Raw genomic sequence first — 22,264 nt, 5'->3', positions numbered from 1 at the left:
TCGTGTATGCTCTTAAGCTGCTCCCCCGCGTCCCTGTTGAGCGCGTGGTGTCATTCCGGGGGGGGGCCGCCCACTCCGCTGTCGCCGGCCGCCCGCCGGGGGCGGCCGACGACAGGCACGAGGGAGCACGTTGACTAGCTAGGTCCTGTCCCGGAAGGACCTGGAGGAGGGGTGACGGGCGCCCGCCCGCTGGTGCGTCAGTGCGCCGGGTCCGGGTTGACGGGGGAGTATTCGGGCGCGGACCAGCGCAGCGGTACCGCCGACGGGGTGTCGACGGCCTCCCGGACCGTAAAAGAGGTTCTGCGTTCGCCGTCGGCGCCGAACTCCGTCCGTGCCTCTCCGGTGAGCTGCAGCGCCCTGCCCGTCGTCCAGTCCAGGAACAGCAGACCCGCGCGCGGGTCCCCGAGCAGGTTGCCGAGGGTGAGGAACATGGTGTTGCCCGGGTAGTCGCGCCACACCAGCTCGCGTGGTGAAGTGGCGCGAACGAAGCCGGGGTTGCCGCCGCGGTGGCTCGCGTCGGCTCCGTGCTCGTGGACGGTGGCGACGAAGAAGGTGTCGGCCGCGTCGATGAACTCCCGCTGCTGGGAAGTCAGTTCGGTGCCGCGCCGGGGTCGTTCCGGCCTCCTGTCGGGCAGCCGCTCGTACGCCCCCCTCTTCTGCAGGTATTTGGGACAGTTGGAGAAGACCTGGTCCGCCTCGATCGCAAGACCGCCGCGGTCCGGGCGGGTCCGGCCGTTGAGGCGCATACGGCGGCGGGTACGCGGGTCGAGCACGATCGTCCCGACGCGCAGACCCTCCACGGCCAGGGCCCCCGCCAGCGGGTCGCCGGCCGCGGGGCCGTCGGCGACCGCGATCCGGCGCGGGGTCACGGCCCGGACGAAGCCCGGCTCGCCCGTCAGCGGCGACGCCCACACGGCGCCGCCGACCGGGTCGGCCGCGCCCACAACCAGCAGCGGCTGGAGTTCCAGAAAGGCCGCGGCCACCGGCTTGAGGGTCTCGCCGACCGCCCGGCCCACCTGGTCCGCCCGTCCGCGGACGCCGACCCGGTCCTGCACTGCACGTGAGCCCGCGTGGTACACGCCCATGGTCAGAAGAAACCGCAGGTCGGAGCGGAGCCGTGCGGCGCGGATGCGCCGTCGGCGCCGGTCGGCGCGGTGATCTCCAGCCGCGTCCCGTCGGGGTCGTGGAAGAAGATCCCGCCGGACGCCCCACCCTCGCGGTGGGCGACCACCCCCTGGTGGGCGAACTCGACGCCGTACGCCCGCAACGCGGTCTCGTACTCCCTGACCTTCTCGATCGTGTCCACCTCCAGCGCCAGGTGGTGCAGTCCGGCGCGCTCGGTGTCGTACGAGTCCTGCGCCTGCTGCCACAGCGTGAGCAGCGGGCGGGGCCCCTCCCCCAGGAACGCGTACCTCCGGTCGCCCTCCTTGCCCTCGGTGATCACCGGTAGTCCGAGGACGTCCCGGTAGAAGGCGAGCGAGCGGTCGAGGTCGGTGACGTTCAGGCCGGTGTGGCCCGCGCGCAGTGACATGGCGGTCCTCTCAGTCGGTGGCGGCTCTCAGACGGGAACGAGGGCCGCGCGGAGAACGGGTCGACGGCGGCCCGACGAGCGGGTCCTAACCGATGAAATAAACATTAGAGGTTAGAATCGAAAGGCGTCAACCGGTCACATATACTTGAGCGGTTAGTGCAGGGCGCAGCCGAGGAGCACGACGATGTCCGCCATCCGCGATCCACGCCCGCTCACCGGGGAGCCGCTTGCGCTGGACCTCCTCAACACCCGATGGCATCGCGAGGGCGCCATTCACGACTTGCTCACCGACACCGGCGGGCTCGCGGTGTGGCTGACCGCCAACGGGCTCGACTCGTTCGCAGCCGACGACGCCACCCTCCGGCACACGCTCCGGGCGCGCGACGCGCTGAAGGCCGCGGTGGACGGCCCGCCCCGGGAAGGGGCCGCGCTCGTGGACGCCGTGCTCGGGCACGGGCGGATCCGGCCCACCCTGACCCCTGAAGGCCCTGGCGAGCGCCCGGAGTTCCAGGACCCGGCCTGGGGCCCCGCCTGGCTCGCCGCGCGCGACTATCTCCGCCTGCTGGCCACCGCCCCGGACCGCATCCGCGGCTGCGCCCACGACACCTGCGTGCTGCACTTCTTCGACACCTCACGCAACGGCACCCGCCGCTGGTGCTCCATGGCGACCTGCGGCAACCGCGCGAAAGCGTCCCGTCACTACGCGCGCACCCGCGAGGGCTGAGCCGCCCGGCTACTTCCGCCACCGGGGCGATCACTCGGGGGCGCAGCGCCCACCGCATCGAGCGTCGCCGACGACCTCGAGCGGATCGCCGAGGCAGGGCTAACCGATTGCACCCTGTGGCTGCCTGTCGCGGCTGAGCACGAAGGTACCCGGAGTGATCAAGCTGCCGCGTCAAGGGGGCGTCCGCTCCATCCGATGCCTTTCGCACTGCGGATGCGGGAGCGTTCCTTGCACTGGGCGGCGAGTACGTCGGGGTGGCGGGTGTTGTTGTTGCGCCATCGAAGGTAAGCGTGCAGAGCCCGGATTTGTGCGGGGTGGGAGCCTTGATCGGGTTCGCCCACGAGGCGTAGGACAGGCTGCCCGACCCGGTCAAGCCAGATGAGGCCGTGGAGGCGTGCGTAGACGACCGCGTGGACGCGGTCGCGGAGGTTCAGTTTGGTGAGGATCCGGGAGACATGGGTCTTCACCGTTTCGTCGCCGATGCCGAGAAGGGCGGCGATCTCGGCGTTGCTGTGGGCTACCGCGAGGAGCCGGAACACCTGGCGCTCGCGCGCGGTGAGTTGGTCGAGGTCCGTCGGGGCCGTGGGCGGGGCGATTCTGTCGGTGAAACGGGCAATCAGGCGCCGGGTAACGGAGGGGTCTATGAGGGCGTCGCCGCGTGCGGCGACGCGGACGGCGGCAATGAGCTCCTCCGGCGGGAGGCTCTTGAGGAGGAAGCCGCTGGCCCCCGCCCGAAGGGCGCGGTAGACGTACGCATCGTCGTCGTAGGTGGTGAGCACGACCACCTTCGTCCGATTGTCCGCGCGTGCCAGGATCTCCTCGGTCGCGCGCAGGCCATCCAGCCTGGGTGTGCGGATGTCGAGGATGGCGACGTCCGGCCGCACCCTGACCACCTCGTGCACCGCGGCCTGGCCGTCGGCGACCTCCGCGACGCAGTCGAGGTCGGGCTGGGTCGTCAACACGGCACTCAGCCCGGTACGGAACATCGCGTGGTCGTCGGCGAGGAGCACCCGTACGCTCATGAGCTCTCCACATGGTCCAGGGGCTGGTCCAGCGGGAAGGACGCGATGGTGATCCAGGTCGTTTTGTCGGGCGTCGGTCCATGGCCGGCGGAGCCGTGGAACATGGCGGTACGGCTGCGAATGCCTTGAAGACCGCGGTGGGCTGAGTTCAACGGGCCTTCGGGTCCTTCGGTGCCGACGGGATTGGCAGAGGTCACGGTGAGCGCGGAGCCGTCGCAGCGCAGTTCGACGTCAACCCTGTTGCCATCACCGTGACGCAGTGCGTAGGTGAGCATTTCCTGTACGACGCGGTAGACGGCAAGGTCCAGGGATTCGGGGAGGAAGGGCGGGACGCCGTCGGTGGTGAGGCGTACCGTCAGCCCGGCCGAGCGAACCGCGTCGAGGAGCACCTCAAGGTTGGCCAGGCCCGGTTGGCGTGCCCCGTCCGGGCTGTTGCCGTGCAGGAAGTCGAGCAGGCGTCGCAGGTCGAGCATGGCGGCTCGGCTGGATGTCTCCACGGCGGTCAGTGAGCGGGCCAGCTCCGTGGCGCCGGTGGACTCCTCGGAGATACCCGCGATCGCGAGGCGGGCGGCGCCGGCGTGCATGCCGATGGCACTGACGTGGTGGGCGATCACGTCGTGCAGATCGCGTGCCATGGCGCTGCGCTCCTCCGCCATCGCCTCGGCCATGGCCTGCCGGGCTTCGCGCCGTTCGCGATCCGAGCGCTGTTCCAACTCGGCGATGTACGCGCGGCGAGCGGTGGTGTACCGCCCGACCAGCCAGGGCAGCAGGGCGTTCTTCAGCACGACCAGCGCGAGCTGGTAGAGCGTGGAGGAGCCGGGTGCGGTCAGGAGCCTGGGGGTGATGACCCCGAGCGCCAGACAGACCAGCGAAGCGACAGCGGAACGCCGCTCCAGCCAGGCACCGGCCCGGTAGCCGGCGACGAGCACGCCGGCGTCGTTGGCGATGGGTACCCGCCCGGGGAGCACGGCCGCGCAGCCCACCGTGACGACGGTCTGGGCCACGGCGACCGCCCCCGACAGCCGGGGGGCGGTGGCCAGCGCGGCGTCCGCCACCGCGATCACCGCCACCACGGCCCCGTACAGCCCCGGTTGAGGGGGGCGAAAAGCCTGCGCGTATTGCGGGAACCCCTCTGAGGTGCTTCCGCCGGAGACAGGAGACGGTCAGCTGCGATCGCCGTGCCGGGCCAGCCGCTTGAGGAGGACGACGGACTCCGCGAGCTGTTGCTGTTCGGCGGGGGACAGCTCTGCCCTGATGGCTTCGGCGAGCCAGTCGGCTCGGCGGCCCCGACGTGCCTGGAGTGCCTGCAGGCCCGGATCGGTCAGCATGACGAGGACCTTGCGCCTGTCCTCCGGGTGGGGCTTCTGGCGGACGAGGCCTAGTTCGACGAGTTGGCCGACGACCCGCGCCGCCGACTGGTGGCGGACCTGCTGCCGGGCCGCGAGCTCGCTGGTGGTCATGGGCCCTTCGCGGTCGAGGTAGCCCAGTACCACGGCCTGCGCCTGCGGCATGGCATCGGTGGCGCGTGCGCGCCGCACCAGGTTTCCGACGGCGGCTCGCAGGTCGCTCGCGATCTCTTGCTCGTTCACGGCATCACCGTACCCGCAGGGTAGGTGTACAGCAATGCTGTACAGTCATGCTGTACAAATAGAAGGGAGACCAGTCATGCAGATCACCTCACTGGGGCATTCCTGCATACGACTGCAGCACCAGGGCTACACCGTCGTCATCGACCCCGGCTGCTTCAGCGATCCGGACGCACTGGAGGGAGCCGACGCGGTGCTTGTCACGCATGAGCACGTAGACCACTTTGTCCCCGACCGGCTGCGGGAGGCCGGCGGCGACATCGACATCTGGACCAACCCGGCGGTCGCCCGCCACCTCACTGACCTCGGCGGGCGCGTTCACACCGTCCGGCACGGCGACGCTTTCGACGTCGGCCCTCTGGAATTCCACGTCTACGGGGAAAAGCACGCCACCATCCACCGCGACTTCGCCGAGTTCGACAACGTCGGCTTCCTGGTCGACGGAGTCTTCCACCCGGGCGACGCGCTCACTGTCCCCGAGGAGGAGGTGCGCACGCTCCTCGCGCCGGCCGGTGCGCCGTGGGTGAAGCTGGCCGAGGTCGTCGACTATGTCAGGGAGGTCGGACCCGGCGAGGTCTTCCTCGTTCACGATGCGGTGCTGAGCCCCCCGGCGCTGAGCGCCCACACTCAGATCCTGAGCAGCTTGGTCGGCGGACCGCACGGCCCGGCCGTCCGCACCTGGTCCGCAGAGGACAAAGGCGGCCTGCCCGGAGCCGGCGGTTCCTCGAGCCAGGCGATTCCTCAGACCTGACAGCCGACCGGGCCGAGGCGGAGTAGATGCCCCGGCCCGGGAGGCAGCAGGGATGCACGATAAGTCCATGGAACGGGGCCTGCCCTGTCTGTAACGGCTGCGAGACCGCCAACTGACAGGCAGGCCTGTTCAGGGTCGCCTCGGCCTTGCCCGCCAGTCGTCTCCGGCAGATCTGTGTGCGCGTATCGGGACGGTGCCGCACGGAATCTCGCCCGTCGGCCAGCGGTAGAGAACGACAAAGGAGCCGAGGACAAGTGCGGCTGCGGCAAAAAGTCCCAGGATCCTGCAGCGGCTCCGTGCGGCCGGCGTGAGGAAGGACGCCCGCACTCCGCCTGCTGCGCAAACGCCGGACCGAGGACCCCGCCCTCCCCGTAAGTCACCTCTTCGAAGAGATCAAAGCCCTCGGGTTCACCGGCTGCCTGAACCTCCTGCACAAGTACATCAACCAAGGTCGCGCGGACGCCGACCGCAGCCACATCTCCCCGCGCCGGCTCGCCCGGATGATCCTCACCAGGCCTGACAACCTCAAGGCTGGACATCACGACCCGCTGGCCCGACTTACCGCCGCCTGCCCCGAGATGACGCAAATAACCGCTGTTGTTAGGGACTTCGCCGAACTCCTGACACCTCGTGCAGGAAATGCCCGATGGGCTCTCGCGCTGGATCATCCAGGTCCGCGCAGCCGATCTGCCTCAACTGCTGCCTTCACCCGGGGCCTGGAGCGGGACCACGACGCCGTGATCGCCGGCTCACGCTTCCGTACAGTAACGGCCCCACCGAGGGCGTCAACACCAAGACGAAGCGGATCGCGCGCCAGATGCACGGACGAACAGGCTTCGCCCCTCTTCGCCACCGAATCCTCCTCGGATGGCGGCACGCTCCGTCACCACCCGAATGCGAGACAGGGCCGCTCGTTTGACAGCCCAGTCCGACGCGCGGACGGCCGGCCGGAAATCGTCACCCGGCCGGCCCTCACTGTTCCCGCTGTGGGATCAGGTGGTGTTGATGGCGGTGTCGTCGATCACGAACGAGGTCTGCTTGGTGTAGTCCTCGCTCCCGGTGAACTTCAGCGTCACCGTCTGGCCGGCGTAGGCCGACAGGTCGAAGGTGTGCTGGGCGTAGCCGGTGAGGTGGTCGAGGTTGGAGTACGTGTGCAGGGTCGATAATACGGTGCCGGAGCTGTTGAGGACCTGCACCTTGAGGGTGTCGTAGGCGGTGGTCGTGGAGGTCTCCGCCGTGTCGATGTGCAGCCAGAAGCTCAACTGCTCCGAGGAGCAGCCGGTCGGCAGGGTCACCGTCTGCGACAGGGTGTCGGTGTGGGTGGTGCCGTAGCCGTCCAGCCAGGCGTCCCAGCTGCCGGAGTGCGGCGGCTCGGTGGAGGACTTGGTGATCACGCCGGTGGTCGTGGACCAGGGCAAGGCGGTGCCGGTTTCGAAGCCCGGATTGCCCAGGAGTTGCTGCGGGGTGCAGCCGCCGGGCGTGGCGCTCGCCTCGTTGCTCTGGGCGCTCTCGCCGATCGCGTTCACGGCGGTGACCTTGTAGTAGTAGGGCTGTCCGTTGGTGAGCCCGGTGTCCGTGCAGGAGAGCACAACGGCCAGGTTGTTGCAGCCGCCCGAGGTGAGCTGGGTCTCCGAGCCGCTGGACGTGCCGCGGTAGACCTTGTAGGAAGTGATGTTGACGCCGCCGTTGCTGGAGGGGGCCTGCCAGTTCAGCGTGACCTGCCCGCTGCCTGGCGTGGCGGTGAGACCCGTCGGGGCGCCCGGGGGCGCGCCGGCGATGGGCGAGGCCGTGATCGTCACGGTCGACGTGGCTGTCTTGGCGGGAGTGGAGCTGTCGGTGACCGTGAGCGTCGCCGTGTAGCTGCCGGCGGTGCTGTAGGTGTGGCTCGGGTTCTGCGCCGTGCCGGCCGCGGAGCCGTCACCGAAGTCCCAGCTGTAGGAGTACGCCGGTGTCCCGCCCGTGGCCGTGCCGGTGAAGGACACGTTCAACGGTACCTGCCCGGAGGTCGGCGCGGCCGAGGCGCTGGCCGCCAGCGGGTTGCCGACCGCGCTCACGTTCAGCGCGACCGTTGAGGTGGCCGTGTGGGCCGGGGAGGCGCTGTCGGTGACCGTGAGCGTTGCCGTGTAGCTGCCGGCGGTGCTGTAGGTGTGGGTCGGGTTCTGCGCCGTGCCCGCCGCGGAGCCGTCACCGAAGTCCCAGCTGTAGCTGTAGGGCCCGGTCCCGCCCGAGGCCGAGCCGGTGAAGTTGACCGCCAGCGGCGCGTTGCCTGTGGTCGGCGAGGCGCCTGCGGAGGCAGAGAGCGGAGTGGCGCCCTGGATCCACAGGTCCTCCAGTGGGTCGCCGAGGCCTGCCTGGTCGTTGGCGGTCATCGGGAAGGTGCTCAGCCCGATGTTGTCGTTCGGGTCTATGACGCCCGGGTGGACGTTCTGCATGACGCGCTCCATCGCCGCCAGCACGTTGTTCGTGGAGTAGGCGACGTGGCTGACATAGGCCTGCTTCATGTACGTGGGCGAGGCGATGACGACGGTCGGCACCCGGTAGGTATTGCTGACGTGGTCCGGGCCGTTGCTGCCGTTCTGCGTGTCGTCCTCGGTCACCACGATGACCGTGTTGTCCTTGTAGGACGCGTTGTTCATGATGGAGTCGACGATCTGCTTGGTGACCGAGTCGTTCTTCGGGATGTCCTGGTAGGTGCCGGGGTGGTCGTTGAACAGCTCGACGTAGGAGTACGCGGGCAGGCCATGGGCCGCCACGAAGTTCATGTAGTTGTTCCCGATGACCTGGTCGTCATCGTTTTGCGCCTTGCACGTGTAGTTGTTGTAGTCGAGCTCCTCCGGGATCGTCGTTCCCGGCCGGTTGACCGGCAGTACCTCGACGGCGTTGGTGGCGGGGTTGCGCCAGTAGCCACTGCCGGTGCTGAGCATCCAGTAGAAGTCGCCTTCGGTCACCATCGACAGCTGGGCGGTTCCGGTCCCGATGCCGGTCTGCGCCACGCAGGGGTTGGTTCCCTCGCCCGACGGGCCCGAAGCGCCCTTGAGGAAGCGGTCGAATTGGGTGCCGGTGGCCGCGGGGTAGGACTGCTGCTGCGAGCTGGAGGACGACTGCCCGGAGAACAGCCACCAGTGGTTGGGTCCACTCGGGGGCTGCGTGCCGGTGCTGTAGGAGTCCAGCAGCGAGTAGGTCTTGGCGAGTGTGTGCAGGTTCGGCACCGAGTTGATGTGGTTCGTGCTCTGCACGACGCCGTTGCACCCGGACTGCACCGTAGTGGCGCAGTCACCGAGGTAGTCGTCGAAGGTGTGGTTCTCCCGGGTCAGCATCACGAAGTGCGTGAACGGCGGGAAGTAGGGAGCGAGCGGGTTCGTCGCCGTGGCGGTGGCGGTGGTCATCCGGCCGCCGGTGGCCGCCTTGGCCGAATAGTTGTGCGGCTGCGGGAACTTGGCGAACTCAACGCCCGGCGCGGCGAAGTGGGCGCCTGTGCAGTTGTAGTCGTCGGGCTTGTAGGACTGAGGACGCTTCCCCTCGGGCAGGTTCTTGGCGTCCTCAGGGTCCTGGTCGACGTTCCAGTTCTTCAGCGTGCACGAGCCCACCCCGGTCGCGGGGTGTGTGCCGCTGCTCGACCCTGCGCCTTGCGCCGAGCCTTGGATCCCACCGAGCAGAAGGGCCAGGCCGGCCATGCCCGCCATCCATAGTCTGGACTTCTTCATCGTCTGGACTTCTTCATCGGCACTCCCGTATCGAGTCGCGATCTACGCGCGATGAGTCACAGTCACTACGGGATTGTGACGACACGCCAGGTCCACGGCAAGAAGGCTGGATTGATCCACTGTGCTCTTGTCGAGGCAGTCATCCCGCGTTCGTCCACGGTTGTCGGCGGCGCCAATCGACCTGACCGCGCCCTCCCCTTGCGCTGATAGGGCCGCCGCTTGCTTGCTCGCCTGCCTGGAGCCGGTCGCGGACGACGTCGTACAGGCCGAGTGTGTCGAGCAGGACCAGTCCGATGGCGGCCGCCGACGGCCAGGGCAGGACGCGCAGCTCGTCACGGACGACCTTGGCGAAGTCACGGTCGTCGGCGATCAGTTGCGCTCCGCGCCTGTCGCCGCTGCAGGCCACCGGTCCGTGGCGCAGCCGTAGCCCGGCGCCGAACCCCTGGGGCCCTGGCACCGCACAGGACAGGCGCTGATCGTTCGGTTCGCCGTGGGGCCATGCTCGCGGCGCGGGCAGTGCTACGATCCCGGTAGGCGAAGTGCGGCGTCGGAACGCTTCGCCAGTCACTGCGGTGGCCCTGAGGCGCGAGTACCGGAACTCATCCGGTGGAGGTTGAGCGCCCTGTGGCATCGCGTTGCACGTCAGCCGGGCTGTATCCGGCTCCTGGTCGTCTCGCGGATCACCAACTTGCCTGTGCTCACCCTCGCCGGGGCTGATCTCGCGAGAGGAAGCACATCATGACCACTTTGGTCATCGGAGCCCGAGGTGGCGTCGGTCGCCATGTTGTCGACCGGCTGATCGCTGTCGGTGAACCCGTTCGTGCCTCGGTGCGCGACCCTCGGGCTGGAGCCGACCTGCCGGCCGCGGCCGAAGTCGTGACGGCCGACCTTACCCGGCTCGACACGCTGCGCCCAGCACTCGGCGGCGTGCGCAGGGTGTTTCTCTACGCCCCGCCGGCCAGCGCCGAAGGCTTTGCCACGGTGGCCGCCGAGGCGGGCCTTGAACGCGTCGTGCTGCTCTCCTCCGGCAGTGTTCTGCTGCCGGGCATGGAGCACAACGCCATCGCCCAGGAGCACCGTGCGGTCGAGGACGCACTGTCAGCCGCCGGCCTGCCCTGGACGCCGGTGCGGCCCCTGGTCCTGGCAAGTAACAGCCTGCGCTGGGCGGAGTCGATCAGGTCGAGCGGCACGGTACGGCTGGTCCACCCCGACGCCGTCACGGCACCGGTCCACGAACGCGACGTCGCCGCCGTCGCGGTCACCGCACTGGGTGTCGGCGCCGAGGATGCGGTGGCGACCGATCCGTCGAGCGCGGCCATGCTGACCGGACCCGAACTGATCTCGCAGCGCCGCCAGGTGGAACAGATCGGGCAGGCGATCGGCAGGACTCTGCGTATCGAGGAACTGTCCCCGGACCAGGCCCGCGAGCACTACGGCCGCTATTCCGACCCAGCAGCCGTCGAGGCGATCTTGCAGTTCCTTTCCCTGGCAGCGACCGGCGGGTCGCCGTGTACACCGACCGTGCGGCGTGTGCTGGGCCGGCCCGGCCACAGCTTCGCGCAGTGGGCCCGCGACCACGCAAAGGACTTCGGCTGAAAACCCGCGGCGGCTGAACCTGCGCCTGCCGAGAATGTCATCCATGCAGCTCAGGGGCTTGTTCGGTGCTGAGGCAGGATGAGCACTCGTGTTGCTTCGTCTCTCCTACCTGACCATCACCAACGCGTTCGCCGCGCTGCGGCTGCTACCGATGAGCGACCGCGACAAGGACGCGGAGATTCTCGCCCTGCGCCACCAGATCATGGTCCTCGAGCGGCAGCTCGGGGAGAACCGGGTGAAGTTCGCCTCGGAAGAGCGAGCCTTCCTCGCGGCTCTGCTGGTCCCGCTGCCGCGCCTTCTGCGTCGGCTCCGGTTGCTGGTCCAGCCCGACACGGTACTGCGATGGCACCGCGACCTGATCAAGCAGCACCACGCCCGAACCTGCCGACCGAAGAGGCCGGGGCGCCCGCCCACCGTTCGCTCGATCCGCATCCTGATCCTGCGCCTGGCCCGGGAGAACCCGTCATGGGGCTACCGCAGGGTGCACGGCGAAATCGCCACCCTCGGCATCAAGGTCGCCGCGTCCACCGTCTGGGAGATCCTCAAGACCGAGGGCATCGACCCCGCACCCGACCGGGCCGCCACGACCTGGGCCGACTTCCTGCGCTCCCAGGCCGACGCACTCCCGGCCTGCGACTTCATCGAGACCGTCACCGTGACCGGCCGGCGCCAGTACATCCTCGCGGTCATCGAGCACGCCACCCGCCGCATTCGGATCCTCGGCACCACATCGCACCCCACTGCGCAGTGGGTAAGCCAGGCCGCACGAAACCTCGTCATGGACCTCGAGGACGCCGCAGCCACCGTCACGTACCTCATCCGGGATGGGGACCCGAAGTTCCCTGCGCTCTTCGACCAGATCCTGGCAGCCGCCGGCGTCCAGACCGTGCTCACCGGCGTCCGAATGCCTCGCATGAACTCCATCATGGAGCGCTGGGTCCAGACCTGCCGCCACGAACTCCTGGACCGCACCCTCATCTGGAACGAGCGCCACCTACGCCACGCCCTCCGCCAGTTCGAGGCGCACCACAACGCCCACCGGCCCCATCAAGCGATGAACCAAAATCCACTGCATGGACCGACCGTAGCCATTGCCGCGATGCCCGCCGACCGCGCGTCGGTGCTCTTTTGGCCCCGCCCGCAATCAGGTGCCGTTTCATCGCCGTCATCTCAATTCCGGTCCATGCAGCCCCCTTCGCGGGCGTTGAGGCGAGGTGCCCAGCCGTCCCCGCATTGGTTGCCTCACACCCAGGAACACAGGTGAACGCCTCTGTACACGGCCGACGCCGGCAGGCTTGAACTTGCAGACTCGATTTCCCGCGTGATGCGCCACCTGGCTGGAGGAGCCGATGGGGCCCGAACGCAATAGCAACACGTATTTATCGATAAGCATTCGTGAACTTAATCCTGGTTCGACCAACGCGGTGAAAGATGAAATCGACAAGCTCGCCGGCCACCTTTCTTTTGGCGTGCGTGCTTGAATGTGGACGAACTGCCTTTCGGAGTGCATAAGAAATCAGCGACTGGAGAATACGTGGCGGCGATTTCCGCAGTGAAGCTCTCTCGGTGTACGCGCACTGCATCATTTTCCGTGGTGGCGCTTGCCATCACGAGCGCTCTACCGACCGCTCAAGCCCAAGCCTTGGGCAATCCGGGCATCCCGCAGGCCCCGGTCACGGTGTTCGTCGAGGACTTCGAACACAACACGGGCGCCACCCCGACTTTCCTGGAGGACTACGTCGGGGCTCCGCCGCTCGACGAGAGGTACACGGCCGACCCACCGTGGCTTGACCACGGACAGTGCAACGGCATCATCCTGGACCAGGCCGGTGCCGACCAGCCTGCCTGCCGGTGGGTGCGGTATCTGAAGGACATGGCCAACGCACTGGGGCAGGTCGGCGGGACGAATCCGCCGACCAACCACGCGGTGTCGGCGTACAGCGACACCGTGAGCCCTGGCGCTGACCGCGTGGAGTTCCGGACCGAGCAGCCGATCCCGATCGCCAAGCCGAATCGCTACATCACCTTCGCGGTGGACGTGGCTGCGGACAATTGCCAACTCGCGAATCCGCTGCTGAAGTTCTATCTGACCGGCAGCGGCCCGGACATCCCGACCTTCACCACGCCCATCAATCCCTGTACCGACCCCAAAGCCAAGCCCTATCCCGGAGGAATGAGAGGGCTCAAGGCCGGGTCGTTCGCCGGCGACAGGGCTGTACTGTTCAACGGCACCGAGTTGGGTATCAAGCTGCTCAACGGGCAGGGCGCCTCGTTCGGTAACGACCATGCCTTCGACAACATCCGGATCCTGGATGCGACTCCCCGGCTGGACAAGGCGTTCAGCCCCGCCACGATCGATCAGCGGGGCATCTCGACGCTCACCATGACGGTGACGAACACCAGTGAACTGGCGGCGAAGGACGACTTCGGCTTCACCGACCGCCTGCCCGCCGGGGTGAGGGTGGCCTCGAGCGCGAAGGCATCGACGACCTGTGGCAACGGAACGGTCTCCGCGGCGGCGGGAGGTTCGTCCGTCGGTCTGGTCGGCGGCGACCTGGCCGCCGGGCAGAAGTCCTGCACGGTCACGTTGGATGTCACCGCCGACAAGGCGGGTACCTACGTCAACCGCCCTGAAGCGATCACCGCGGTCGGCCTCGACCTCCCGGACCCCGCGACCCTGACCGTCAGGAGGAAGGCCCCAGCCGTGGGCACCGCGACGGGCTCGGGCGGTCTGCTGTCCGGCAATGTCGTACAGGTACCGGTGGACATCCCTGTCAACGCCTGCGGAAACACCGTGAATGTCATCGGACTGCTCAACCCGACGGCGGGAAACGCCTGCGTCAACGGTTAGCGCTCCAGTCTGGTTTCGCGATCTTGTGGCCGTACCCGGCCGAGAACGGGTACGGCCACCGCGTGATCATCGGTTGGCGTGTGGACAGACGAAGATCGTGCGGTGGCCGCTGGCCATAGCGTAACCCCGCCCGCCGGCGGGCGATGTTCGACCAGGCCATGTCCCGGATCGCGGGCCGGTTCGGCCGAGTTGAGCCGAGGGCGAGTGCCCGCGCCTACCTGGTCGGGCTGCTGTCGTGTGTCGAGCGGAAGAACTGCTGGCAGCTGGCCGAACAGGCTGGTCACGCGCGGCCGGGACCGATGCAACGGCTGCTGCGCTACGCCCGCTGGGACGCCGATGCCGTCCGCAACGACATCCCCGCCTACGCCGTCGAACACCTCGGCACCGACGGTGGTGTCCTCATCGTGGACGAGAAGAAGGGCCACGCCTCGGCGGGAGTGCAACGCCAGTACACCGGCACCGCGGGACGCATCGAGAATGTGACCCTGCTGCTGTGGCACCCTCCTGCCGCCTGATTCCCTCCACATCCTCTCCGGGCGCCGAGCAGACGCCCACCAGCATCACCGCGTATGCGGGAAGCCCGCCGGGGGCAATGGCGCAGACGCTGGAGAGTGCGGCTTCGTAGAGGTGGAGGGCCTCCGGTACCTGGTACGCCAGGGCCGAAGGGTGCGCCGGACCCTCTTCGATGACTCCGAGGGAAGGCTCGCTCAGCGCCCGGTTTTCGGCTTCGCCGCGTGGGCCGAGCCAGTGCTCTCCGCGGACAGCATCATCCCCTGAGTGGTCACCTCCGCCGGGTTCAGGTCAGCGCGCTGTGTCTGGGACGATCTCGCGGTGCCTCGTGTCATCACCGCGTCGGAGCCGTCCTGGATAACCCCGTTCACCGGGCTGAGCCCACGAGCGTTCCGGAAGCTGCTCACCGAACTGCGACGCGAGGGAGCCGATGCAGCGCGGCCGGGCGGCCCCTGGTCGCTACCTTTGGAGGATCGGGTACTGCTGGTCGCGGCGTATTGGCGTACCAACCTGACGTTGGGACAACTTGCGCCACTGTTCGGGGTGTCCAAGTCGGCGGCGAACCGGATAGCCGACCACACCGGACCGCTGCTCGCGCTGAATCAGCGCAAGCGGTTCCGCCGTGACGCTGTGCTCATTGTGGACGGCACTCTGGTGCCGACCCACGACCACCCTGTGGCGGAGCGGTCGAAGAACTATCGCTACTCGACCAATCACCAGGTGGTCGTCGACGCCGACACTCGCCTGGTCGTCGTGGTCGGGCGGCCCGTTCCAGGTAACCGCAAGACTGCAAGGCGTGGACTGAGTCGGGTGCCGCCACCGCGGTCGGCAAGACGACCACCATCGCCGACGGCGGCTACCAGGGCACCGGATGGGTCATCCCGCACCGGCGTCCCGCCGGCGGCGAGCTGCCTGACTGGAAGCAGGAGCAGTGCAGGAGCATGATGAGTGTGTGGACGCGCATGAAGTGAACCGGTTCCGGGCGAAGTTGGCGTTATTCGTGGCGGATGTGTTCGCCTCGGTGCCGCGCAAGGATCAGCGGGCCAAGGGCGACTGTTACCTGCGGGGACTGAAGCTGGACGGCCGTCGCAAGTCGATCCAGGCGATGGCCTCGTGGCTGCCGGACGGCAATGAGCAGAACCTGCAGCAGTTCGTGAACCAGTCCACGTGGGATCCGGTGCCGGTGCAGCGGCGCATCTGTGAGCGGATGCTGCCGCTGATCGACCCGACGGCGTGGGTGATCGACGATGTGTCGGTACCCAAGGACGGAAGAATGTCGGTCGCCGTGGCCCCGCAGTACTGCGGGGCCTTGGGCAAACGCGCCAACTGCCAGGTCGCGGTCAGTGTCCACGCCGCCACCGATACCGCCTCCTGCCCCCTGCAGTGGCGGCTGTTCCTGCCCAAGGAGTGGGCGGCGGACACCGGCCGCAGGGCCGTCACTCGCATCCCGCCCGAGGTCACGCACCGCGAGAAGTGGCGGCTGGCGTTGGACATGCTCGACACGCTGGCCGGCTGGGGCATGAGGCCGCCGGTTGTCGTGGCCGATGCCGCCTACGGCACCAACGCACACCTGCGGTCCGCACTGGCAGACCGCGAAATCCACTACATGCTTGCCGTCCGCGCGGACGTGACCGCCCACCCGTTCGACGCGAAGCCCGAGGCCCCGGACCGCAAGGGCCGCGTCGGCTGCTGGCCCCAGCCCCGCTACCGTCAGCCCGCACCCTCGGTGGCAGCCCTTGCCGCCGGTCTCGGACAGGAAGCGTTCACCTCCCTCACCTGGCGGCAGGGCGCGCGCGACGAGTTACGGTCCCGCTTTGCTGCCGTGCGTGTCCGCCCGGCCGGCAACGCCGTCGAGCGTCCCGTCCGGGCTGCCGCCTCGGCCGAGCAGGCCTGGTGGGACGGCACCCTGCCCGACTGCTGGCTGCTGGTCGAGTGGCCCGAAGATGCCGAGGCGCCCACCGACTACTGGTTGTCCAACCTGCCGGCCGACACCCCGATCGCAGACCTGGTCCGTCTGGCCAAGGTCCGCTGGCGCATCGAGCACGACTACCGCGAACTCAAGCACGGTCTGGGCCTGGACCACTTCGAAGGCCGTTCCTGGCCCGGCTGGCACCACCACGTCACCCTCGTGACCGCCGCTCACGCGTTCCTCACCGAACAACGCCTGGCCCCAAAAGCACCCGAGCAGCACTCACTCTCTACCAGATCCTCGACGCCCTCCAGGACATCCTGAGGTGCTGGACCGGCATCTGCACCACCTGCCAGCAGCCCCTGCCCAGCAGGCCGCACACAACATCAAGACCGAGACAGACCTAACGGAGTCCTATTCGAACTCCTAACGAAATGATCTTCAAGGTGGTTGGATCACTCCGGGACTGATGATCCGGGGGTGGTGCAGGGTGGCTCGGCCAAAGCCGTGGGAAGTCGACGACGAGCTCTGGGCGGTGATTGAGCCGCTGCTGCCCAAGGTCGAACGTCGGATGCGGCACGCCGGCCGCAAGCGGCATCCAGACCGTTTGGTGTTCCAGGGCATCCCGTTCGTCCTGCACACCGGGATCGCCTGGGAACACCTGCTGCAGGAACTCGGCTTCGGCTCGGGCATGACCTGCTGGCGCCGCCTGGCCGAATGGACCGAAGCCCACGTCTGGCCTCGGCTGCACGAGGTCCTCCTCGCCAAGCTCCGCAACGCGAATGCCTTGGACTTCTCCCGAGCTGCCGTCGACGGCTCCCACATCCGCGCGCAAAGGGGGCCCCAAGACCGGACGAAACCGCGTCGACCGGGGCAGGACGGGCAGCAAACACCACCTGATCACCGACGCGACTGGTATTCCGCTCGCCGTCACCCTGACCGGGTGCAATCGCAACGACGTCACTCAGCTCATCCCGCTCCTCCAAGCCGTGCCGCCCGTGCGTGGCAAGCGAGGTCGGCCCAAGCGTCGCCCAGACGTGGTGTTGGGTGACCGCGGCTACGACCACGACAAGTACCGCCGGCTGGTTTGGGACCTCAGCGTGAAACCACTGATCGCCCGGCGCGGCACCGAGCTCGGTTCCGGACTCGGCACTCAACGCTGGGTTGTGGAGCGTGCGTTCGCCCACCTGCACTGGTTCCGTCGCCTGCGGATCCGCTGGGAGATCCGCGACGACATCCACGAAGCCTTCCTCACCCTCGCATGCGCGCTCATCTGCTGGAGGCGCTTGAAGCCCTTGCAATAGGAGTTCTTGGAACTTCAACAAAGTGACAGGCTCGTCACCCGGCCGACCCGAGCAAGGCCAAGAATCAGGCTCCGGCGATGGTCCGGCCCGGCATCCGCTCCGCGAGCGCGGCCCGCCAGGCCGGCGCGCCGAAGGGGTCGGCGAAGTACTGCGTCTCGTGCATCACGTGTTGGTCAGCGAATTCCATGATGCTCACCGAGTACGAAGGCACACCGTCGTAGGTGATGAGGCATTCGCTCACCCACAGATTCGCATGGCCGGTGATCCGCTGGACGGTGAAGTGTCGGTCGGCCGGGTGCCCGCCTCGTTGCGCCGAGATCGCCGCTCGGCCCCGGAACCGCTCGCCTGACTGCGGGTAGTCCAGGATCGCGTCCGTGACGTAGATGGCGTGCTCCGCTTCGGTGTCCCCGCGTTCCGAGGCCCGCCAATGCTCCTCGACCGCGGCCCTGGTCCGGGAGTCAACATCCATGGCACCGCCCTTCCGTAGCGGTGACAGCCTAGGCGCTCCGGGCCACAGCCGACTGAGGGCAAGCCGGGCCTGGGCAGCCAGGTCCTCCCTTTGGCCGGATCGGAGGGCGGCAGCCGTCCACCGTGGCAACGGCGTCGAGTGATGACCTGTCGCACCGAAGGTTGAGCATTCTCAGCGAAGGTTGAGTGGCCGCTCCCCCTGCCCCAGTACTGTGGCCTCGCATGACCGACGCTGAGATCGAAATCACCGCAGACCTGGTCCGGGACCTGCTGCAGGAGCAGCATCCAGACCTTGCAGGGCTCGCCATCCGTGAGGTGGCGGGCGGCTGGGGCAACCAAATGTGGCGCCTCGGGGACGAGTTGGCCGTGCGTATGCAGCGCATGGACCCCACCCCGGAGCTCCAGCTCAAGGAGCGGCGGTGGCTGCCCGTGCTGGCCCCGCGCCTGCCGCTCCCGGTGCCGACCCCGGTTCGGTTCGGCGAACCGTCCGCGCGCTTCCCCAAGCACTGGACCGTGATGACGTGGGTTCCCGGTGAGCCGTTGGACTACTCCTCGATCAGTCGCGGCGACCACGCGGCCGACACCCTGGCGGGCTTCCTCAAGGCACTCCACGTGGAGGCGCCCGCTGACGCGCCGATCAGTGAGGACCGCGGCGACCACCCCAAGAAGTGCACGGACGGCTTCGACCACTTCTTCCCCGTCGTCCCCGACGACCTCGCCGACGATGTCCGGGCCGTCTGGGACGACGCCGTCGCGGCGCCCGAGTGGGAGGGGCCGCGGCTCTGGGTGCACGGCGACCTGCATCCGGCCAACGTCGTCGTCTCGGGCGGGACACTCTCGGGCGTGATCGATTTCGGTGACATGTTCGCTGGCGATCCGGCGTGGGACCTCGCTGCCGCATGGGTCATCCTTCCGGCTGGCTCCGCCTCACGCTTCTTCGACGTATATGCGCAGGCGGACGCGGGGACGATCCGGCGCGCCCGCGGGCTGGCCGCCCTGAAGAGCCTGTTCCTCATGCTGATGGGCCAGGCCGGAGACCGGGGCCTTCCTGGCGGCAAGCCGACGTGGGGACCCGCTGGCCGGGCAGCGCTCGATCGTGTTCTGAGAGGCTGATGTGGCGCGAAGCGGTGAGCCTCAGTGGTCCAACCGACTCCCATCCGTCCGGTCTCGCGCGTCGCGGGGGCTGCGCGCACCGCGATGCCGCGGCTTTGTCCGGGGCCCGACTCATTTGCCCGCGTAGCTGTGGTCCGAGGCGCTAGGCTCGCTCAACATGATCTTGCTGAGTGATCCACGAGTGATCGACACCCCGGTGGCAGACTGCGGTGAACCCCTTGCGGACATCGCCGCCGTTCCGGCCGTCACACTGGACCCGCGAGAACGGGACGAGCGCGGAGCATACGGACGAGTCAGGACCGGCGTGCTCGAACGCCTGCGCTCAGCTTCTGAGAGGCTCCCCGCCGGCATCAGGCTTCTTTTGATCGAGGGCCATCGCAGCCCGGCCGAGCAGGCCCGTCGGTTCGCACTGTATGAGGATCGCCTTCGCCGTGCGGGCATCAGTGACCCGGCAGAGCTTCGGCGCCAGGCCAGCGCTTTTGTCTCCCCAGTCGAGGTGGCCCCGCACTGCGCCGGAGCGGCCGTGGACCTGACGCTCATCGACACGGATGGCGTGGAACTGGACATGGGCGGTGCGGTAAACGGACACCGCACGGGCGATGAGAGGTGGTGTCCCTTCGACGCTCCGGGTCTGTCGCCGACCGCGCGGGACAACCGCAACCTGCTGGCCCAGTGCCTGCGCGAGGAGGGTTTCGTCAACTATCCGAGCGAGTGGTGGCACTGGTCATATGGGGACCGCTATTGGGCCCTCATGACCGGTGCTCCTGCCGCCGTCTACGGACCCATTTGACTCCCACCATGCCACGTCACTCGCTCATGATCCCCGGGTGATCGCGAACCTCAGACACCGACGCTTTCCGGCTGTGGACGTAGCGGCTGATCGGCATCAGTGTGGTCACCGCTATGCCGTGTTCGTCGTAGAGACGGTCCCAGATCTGTTTGGGCAGAAGACCGGCGTCGATCATGGGATCGATCAGGACTTTGATCGGTTCGATGACCGTGGGAGGTCGGCGCCGGATCACATTCTCCGGGGACGGCTCTGGCGCGTTGAGGGCGCGTCGGACCGTTGCTCGGGAGGCGTTAAAGCGTGCTGCCACTCTGCGTAGCGGGCGCCCTCTTCCCTCTGCGAAGCGTCGGATCTGAAGGAACAGCTGTGCTTGGGGATCTTCGTTTTCATCGTGGCCGGCGGGCCGGACCTTGACCAGCAGGCTCGTCGGGTCCACCAGGGATCGTGCGAGGTGCACTTTGGAGTGCCCGGCCAGGATCGCCAGTCGGTCGAGCCGCGGTTTACCCCCTTGCCAGAAGGGCGGGGCCTTAACCCGGAATCTTGGACACGAGCTATGCGGCTTGGGGCAGGGTAGTTGATGTCGTGTCGAGTGCTGTCTCGTAGGCGATGGGACTCCGTTGTCCGAGGTGGGAATGACGGCGTCGGGTGTTGTAGCGGTTGAGCCAGCGGAACGCGTCGAGACGGGCCTCGCGTTCGCTGGACCAGTGCTTTCGGCCCTGAAGAGTCTCGCGTTTGAACGTCGCGTTGAACAACTCGGCGAGCGCGTTGTCCGCCGAGCTGCCGATCGCGCTCATGGACTGGCGGACACCAGCCCTGCGACAGGCGTCGGCGAAGGCCCGGCTGGTGTACTGGGCGCCATGATCGGTGTGCAGGACTGCTCCGGCGAGGCTGCCGCGAGTGCGCTCGGCGGCGGCCAGGGCGTCGATGACGAGACCGGTTCGCATGTGGTCCGCGATCGCCCAGCCGGCCAGACGGCGTGAGGCAAGGTCGATGACGGTGGCCAGACAGAGGAACTTCCCGCCGTCCACGGGGAGATAGGTGATGTCACCGACGTACTTCGTGTTCGGCTCGGTGGCGATGAAATCGCGGCCGATCAGATCCGGGGCCTTTGCCGCGGCCGGGTCCGGAATCGTGGTGCGGTGTCTGCGCGCAGTCGCACGCCCGCCAGGCCGATGCTCCGCATCACGCGGGCGATCCGCTTGTGATGGACGCGCTCGCCGTCCTCGCGGAGCTCGGCGGTGATCCTCGGGACACCGTAGGTGCCGTCCGATTCGCGGTGCACGGCCTGTATCCGGGTGGCGAGGCGAGCGTCGGCCGCCTGCCGGGCGGCCCGATCCGCGGCCGTCGCCCGCCAGTAATAGAAGCTGGAGCGGGCGATGCCCACGACGGTGCACAGCCGCTTCACGCCGTAACGGCGCTGATGGTCGGCGACGAACTGGAAGCGGTTCACCAGCGCGTCTCCCCGGCGAAATACTTCGCCGCCTTCCGCAGGATCTCGCGTTCCTCCTCCAGCTCGCGGACCTTCTTCCGCAGAGCCGCGTTCTCCGCCTCCAACGGCGTCGGCGGCTCGGTCGGCACCTCCGCCCGGCGTCCCCGCGGCCGGCTCGCGCCGGCTGCCCGGACCCAGTTCCGCAATGGTCTCGGGATTGATTCCCAGGTCGGCGGCGACCTGCCTGATCGTCGCCTCGGGCCGCGACTGGTACAGCGCGACCGCGTCCGCCTTGAACTGCGGCGGATAGTTCTTCATGACCACGAGATGTCCGTTCTCTGATCCTCAGGATCCAGTGTCTCGTGTGTCCAGGATCAAGGGTCAAGGCCCCTAAGTGGGTCGGTTGATGAGGATGGGCCTGGCGGAACCTCAGTCCTAGAATCTGGACATGGGTAGGACAGACCGCGCCAGCCGGGTGATCGCGGCACCACCGGAGACCGTCTACGGCGCCCTCCTCGACCGGGAGTCCCTCGAGGTCTGGCTGCCGCCGGATGGCATGCGCGGGCGGGTCGAGCGGTGGGATCCCCGGCCTGGTGGCGGGTTCCGGATGGTCCTCACGTACCTCGACCCCGCTGACAGCCCCGGCAAGACGTCAGATGCGACCGATGTCGTCGACGTCGGGTTCGCCGCCCTGGTGCCGCCGGAGCGTATCGTGCAGCGGGCAGTGTTCCAGGCTGACGACCCGTCGTACGCGGGCACCATGACGATGACGTGGCACCTCGCTGCCACTGGTGAGGGGACCGAGGTGGCCGTTACCGCCACGGACGTGCCGCCCGGCATCGACCAAGCGGTCCACGAGGCCGGGATTGCCTCCTCGCTGGACAACCTGGCGTCGTACGTCGAAGCGGTGGACTGACTCGGGGCGGCTGTGCCCCGGGCCCGGCCACGTCGTCAGAGGAAGCGGTCGAGCACTCACACC

At 68.2% G+C, this 22,264-nt stretch carries 18 protein-coding genes and 5 pseudogenes; 13 read left to right on the top strand and 10 right to left on the bottom strand.

The features are described 5' to 3' along the window. Nucleotides 1-197 precede the first annotated feature (197 nt). Both ACFYZJ_RS11105 and ACFYZJ_RS11100 read right to left on the bottom strand, forming a co-directional pair. Nucleotides 198-1,085, bottom strand: a complete 888-nt coding sequence (locus tag ACFYZJ_RS11105; protein WP_388565491.1) for a pyridoxamine 5'-phosphate oxidase family protein — start codon at nucleotides 1,083-1,085, stop codon at nucleotides 198-200. Nucleotides 1,086-1,087: 2 nt separating this feature from the next. Then, nucleotides 1,088-1,531 carry a VOC family protein gene (locus ACFYZJ_RS11100; protein ID WP_388565489.1) on the bottom strand — a complete coding sequence of 148 codons (444 nt, stop codon included), beginning with the start codon at nucleotides 1,529-1,531 and terminating at the stop codon, nucleotides 1,088-1,090. 184 nt (nucleotides 1,532-1,715) lie between these two features. Here ACFYZJ_RS11100 and ACFYZJ_RS11095 point away from each other — a divergent pair, with 184 nt between their 5' ends. Further along, nucleotides 1,716-2,255 (top strand): CGNR zinc finger domain-containing protein, encoded by a 540-nt coding sequence (locus ACFYZJ_RS11095; RefSeq protein ID WP_388565487.1) that lies wholly within the window; start codon nucleotides 1,716-1,718, stop codon nucleotides 2,253-2,255. A 377-nt stretch (nucleotides 2,256-2,632) separates the two neighbouring features. On the opposite strand, the pseudogene ACFYZJ_RS11090 reads toward ACFYZJ_RS11095, so the two are convergent. From ACFYZJ_RS11090 to ACFYZJ_RS11080, 3 genes and pseudogenes are all read right to left on the bottom strand, one after another. Then, nucleotides 2,633-3,277: pseudogene (locus ACFYZJ_RS11090) on the bottom strand (response regulator); the annotation flags it as partial. Further along, nucleotides 3,274-4,347 (bottom strand): sensor histidine kinase, encoded by a 1,074-nt coding sequence (locus ACFYZJ_RS11085; RefSeq protein WP_388565484.1) that lies wholly within the window; start codon nucleotides 4,345-4,347, stop codon nucleotides 3,274-3,276. The pseudogene ACFYZJ_RS11090 and the gene ACFYZJ_RS11085, both read right to left, overlap by 4 nt. A 93-nt stretch (nucleotides 4,348-4,440) precedes the next feature. Beyond that, nucleotides 4,441-4,866 carry a MarR family winged helix-turn-helix transcriptional regulator gene (locus ACFYZJ_RS11080; protein ID WP_388565481.1) on the bottom strand — a complete coding sequence of 142 codons (426 nt, stop codon included), beginning with the start codon at nucleotides 4,864-4,866 and terminating at the stop codon, nucleotides 4,441-4,443. Nucleotides 4,867-4,942: 76 nt separating this feature from the next. Here ACFYZJ_RS11080 and ACFYZJ_RS11075 point away from each other — a divergent pair, with 76 nt between their 5' ends. Next, entirely contained in the window at nucleotides 4,943-5,614 is a 672-nt protein-coding gene (locus ACFYZJ_RS11075) for an MBL fold metallo-hydrolase (protein WP_388565479.1), read from the top strand. A gap of 335 nt (nucleotides 5,615-5,949) precedes the next feature. Further along, nucleotides 5,950-6,533: pseudogene (locus ACFYZJ_RS11070) on the top strand (transposase); the annotation flags it as partial. 73 nt (nucleotides 6,534-6,606) lie between these two features. On the opposite strand, the gene ACFYZJ_RS11065 reads toward ACFYZJ_RS11070, so the two are convergent. After that, nucleotides 6,607-9,318, bottom strand: coding sequence for a PKD domain-containing protein (locus tag ACFYZJ_RS11065; protein WP_388565475.1), 2,712 nt, complete (start codon nucleotides 9,316-9,318; stop codon nucleotides 6,607-6,609). Between the two features lie 139 nt (nucleotides 9,319-9,457). After that, nucleotides 9,458-9,775, bottom strand: a complete 318-nt coding sequence (locus ACFYZJ_RS11060; RefSeq protein WP_388565604.1) for a hypothetical protein — start codon at nucleotides 9,773-9,775, stop codon at nucleotides 9,458-9,460. A 281-nt stretch (nucleotides 9,776-10,056) separates the two neighbouring features. On the opposite strand from ACFYZJ_RS11060, the gene ACFYZJ_RS11055 reads away from it, so the two are divergent. From ACFYZJ_RS11055 to ACFYZJ_RS11025, 7 genes and pseudogenes are all read left to right on the top strand, one after another. Further along, a complete protein-coding gene (locus tag ACFYZJ_RS11055) occupies nucleotides 10,057-10,914 on the top strand; it encodes an NAD(P)H-binding protein (protein ID WP_388565472.1) in 858 nt (285 codons plus the stop codon). 88 nt (nucleotides 10,915-11,002) lie between these two features. Next, entirely contained in the window at nucleotides 11,003-12,178 is a 1,176-nt protein-coding gene (locus ACFYZJ_RS11050; RefSeq protein ID WP_388565470.1) for an integrase core domain-containing protein, read from the top strand. A gap of 270 nt (nucleotides 12,179-12,448) precedes the next feature. Further along, complete coding sequence (locus tag ACFYZJ_RS11045; protein WP_388565467.1) at nucleotides 12,449-13,765, top strand: chaplin; 1,317 nt, start codon at nucleotides 12,449-12,451, stop codon at nucleotides 13,763-13,765. Between the two features lie 143 nt (nucleotides 13,766-13,908). Beyond that, a pseudogene (locus ACFYZJ_RS11040) lies at nucleotides 13,909-14,244 on the top strand (transposase); the annotation flags it as partial. Between the two features lie 352 nt (nucleotides 14,245-14,596). Then, nucleotides 14,597-15,243, top strand: a pseudogene (locus ACFYZJ_RS11035) (transposase family protein); the annotation flags it as partial. Then, the gene (locus ACFYZJ_RS11030) at nucleotides 15,228-16,508 is read left to right on the top strand and encodes an IS701 family transposase (RefSeq protein ID WP_388565464.1); all 1,281 of its coding nucleotides are present in this window, start codon (nucleotides 15,228-15,230) and stop codon (nucleotides 16,506-16,508) included. The pseudogene ACFYZJ_RS11035 and the gene ACFYZJ_RS11030, both read left to right, overlap by 16 nt. Nucleotides 16,509-16,653: 145 nt before the next feature. Then, a protein-coding gene (locus tag ACFYZJ_RS11025; protein ID WP_388565462.1) for an IS5 family transposase occupies nucleotides 16,654-17,488 on the top strand; the annotation gives its coding sequence in 2 pieces (ribosomal slippage) (nucleotides 16,654-16,998 and nucleotides 17,000-17,488; 834 coding nt in all). A 64-nt stretch (nucleotides 17,489-17,552) separates the two neighbouring features. Here ACFYZJ_RS11025 and ACFYZJ_RS11020 read toward each other — a convergent pair. Continuing rightward, nucleotides 17,553-17,957, bottom strand: a complete 405-nt coding sequence (locus ACFYZJ_RS11020) for a nuclear transport factor 2 family protein (protein ID WP_388565459.1) — start codon at nucleotides 17,955-17,957, stop codon at nucleotides 17,553-17,555. 221 nt (nucleotides 17,958-18,178) lie between these two features. Here ACFYZJ_RS11020 and ACFYZJ_RS11015 point away from each other — a divergent pair, with 221 nt between their 5' ends. Continuing rightward, a complete protein-coding gene (locus ACFYZJ_RS11015; protein ID WP_388565456.1) occupies nucleotides 18,179-19,069 on the top strand; it encodes an aminoglycoside phosphotransferase family protein in 891 nt (296 codons plus the stop codon). Nucleotides 19,070-19,226: 157 nt separating this feature from the next. Continuing rightward, nucleotides 19,227-19,859 (top strand): M15 family metallopeptidase, encoded by a 633-nt coding sequence (locus tag ACFYZJ_RS11010; RefSeq protein ID WP_388565454.1) that lies wholly within the window; start codon nucleotides 19,227-19,229, stop codon nucleotides 19,857-19,859. A gap of 16 nt (nucleotides 19,860-19,875) precedes the next feature. Here the strand turns inward: ACFYZJ_RS11010 and ACFYZJ_RS11005 are convergent, their stop codons facing one another. Both ACFYZJ_RS11005 and ACFYZJ_RS11000 read right to left on the bottom strand, forming a co-directional pair. Further along, nucleotides 19,876-20,292 (bottom strand): hypothetical protein, encoded by a 417-nt coding sequence (locus ACFYZJ_RS11005; RefSeq protein WP_388565451.1) that lies wholly within the window; start codon nucleotides 20,290-20,292, stop codon nucleotides 19,876-19,878. 115 nt (nucleotides 20,293-20,407) lie between these two features. Further along, nucleotides 20,408-21,609, bottom strand: a pseudogene (locus ACFYZJ_RS11000) (IS3 family transposase). Between the two features lie 124 nt (nucleotides 21,610-21,733). On the opposite strand from ACFYZJ_RS11000, the gene ACFYZJ_RS10995 reads away from it, so the two are divergent. Continuing rightward, nucleotides 21,734-22,201: an SRPBCC family protein gene (locus tag ACFYZJ_RS10995; protein WP_388565448.1), complete on the top strand. Its 468-nt coding sequence runs from the start codon at nucleotides 21,734-21,736 to the stop codon at nucleotides 22,199-22,201. Nucleotides 22,202-22,264: the final 63 nt, after the last annotated feature.

The sequence above is a fragment of the Streptomyces sp. NPDC001848 genome (assembly GCF_042891915.1).
Lineage (GTDB): Bacteria > Actinomycetota > Actinomycetes > Streptomycetales > Streptomycetaceae > Streptomyces.
This window is presented reverse-complemented; position numbering and strand designations above follow the sequence as displayed.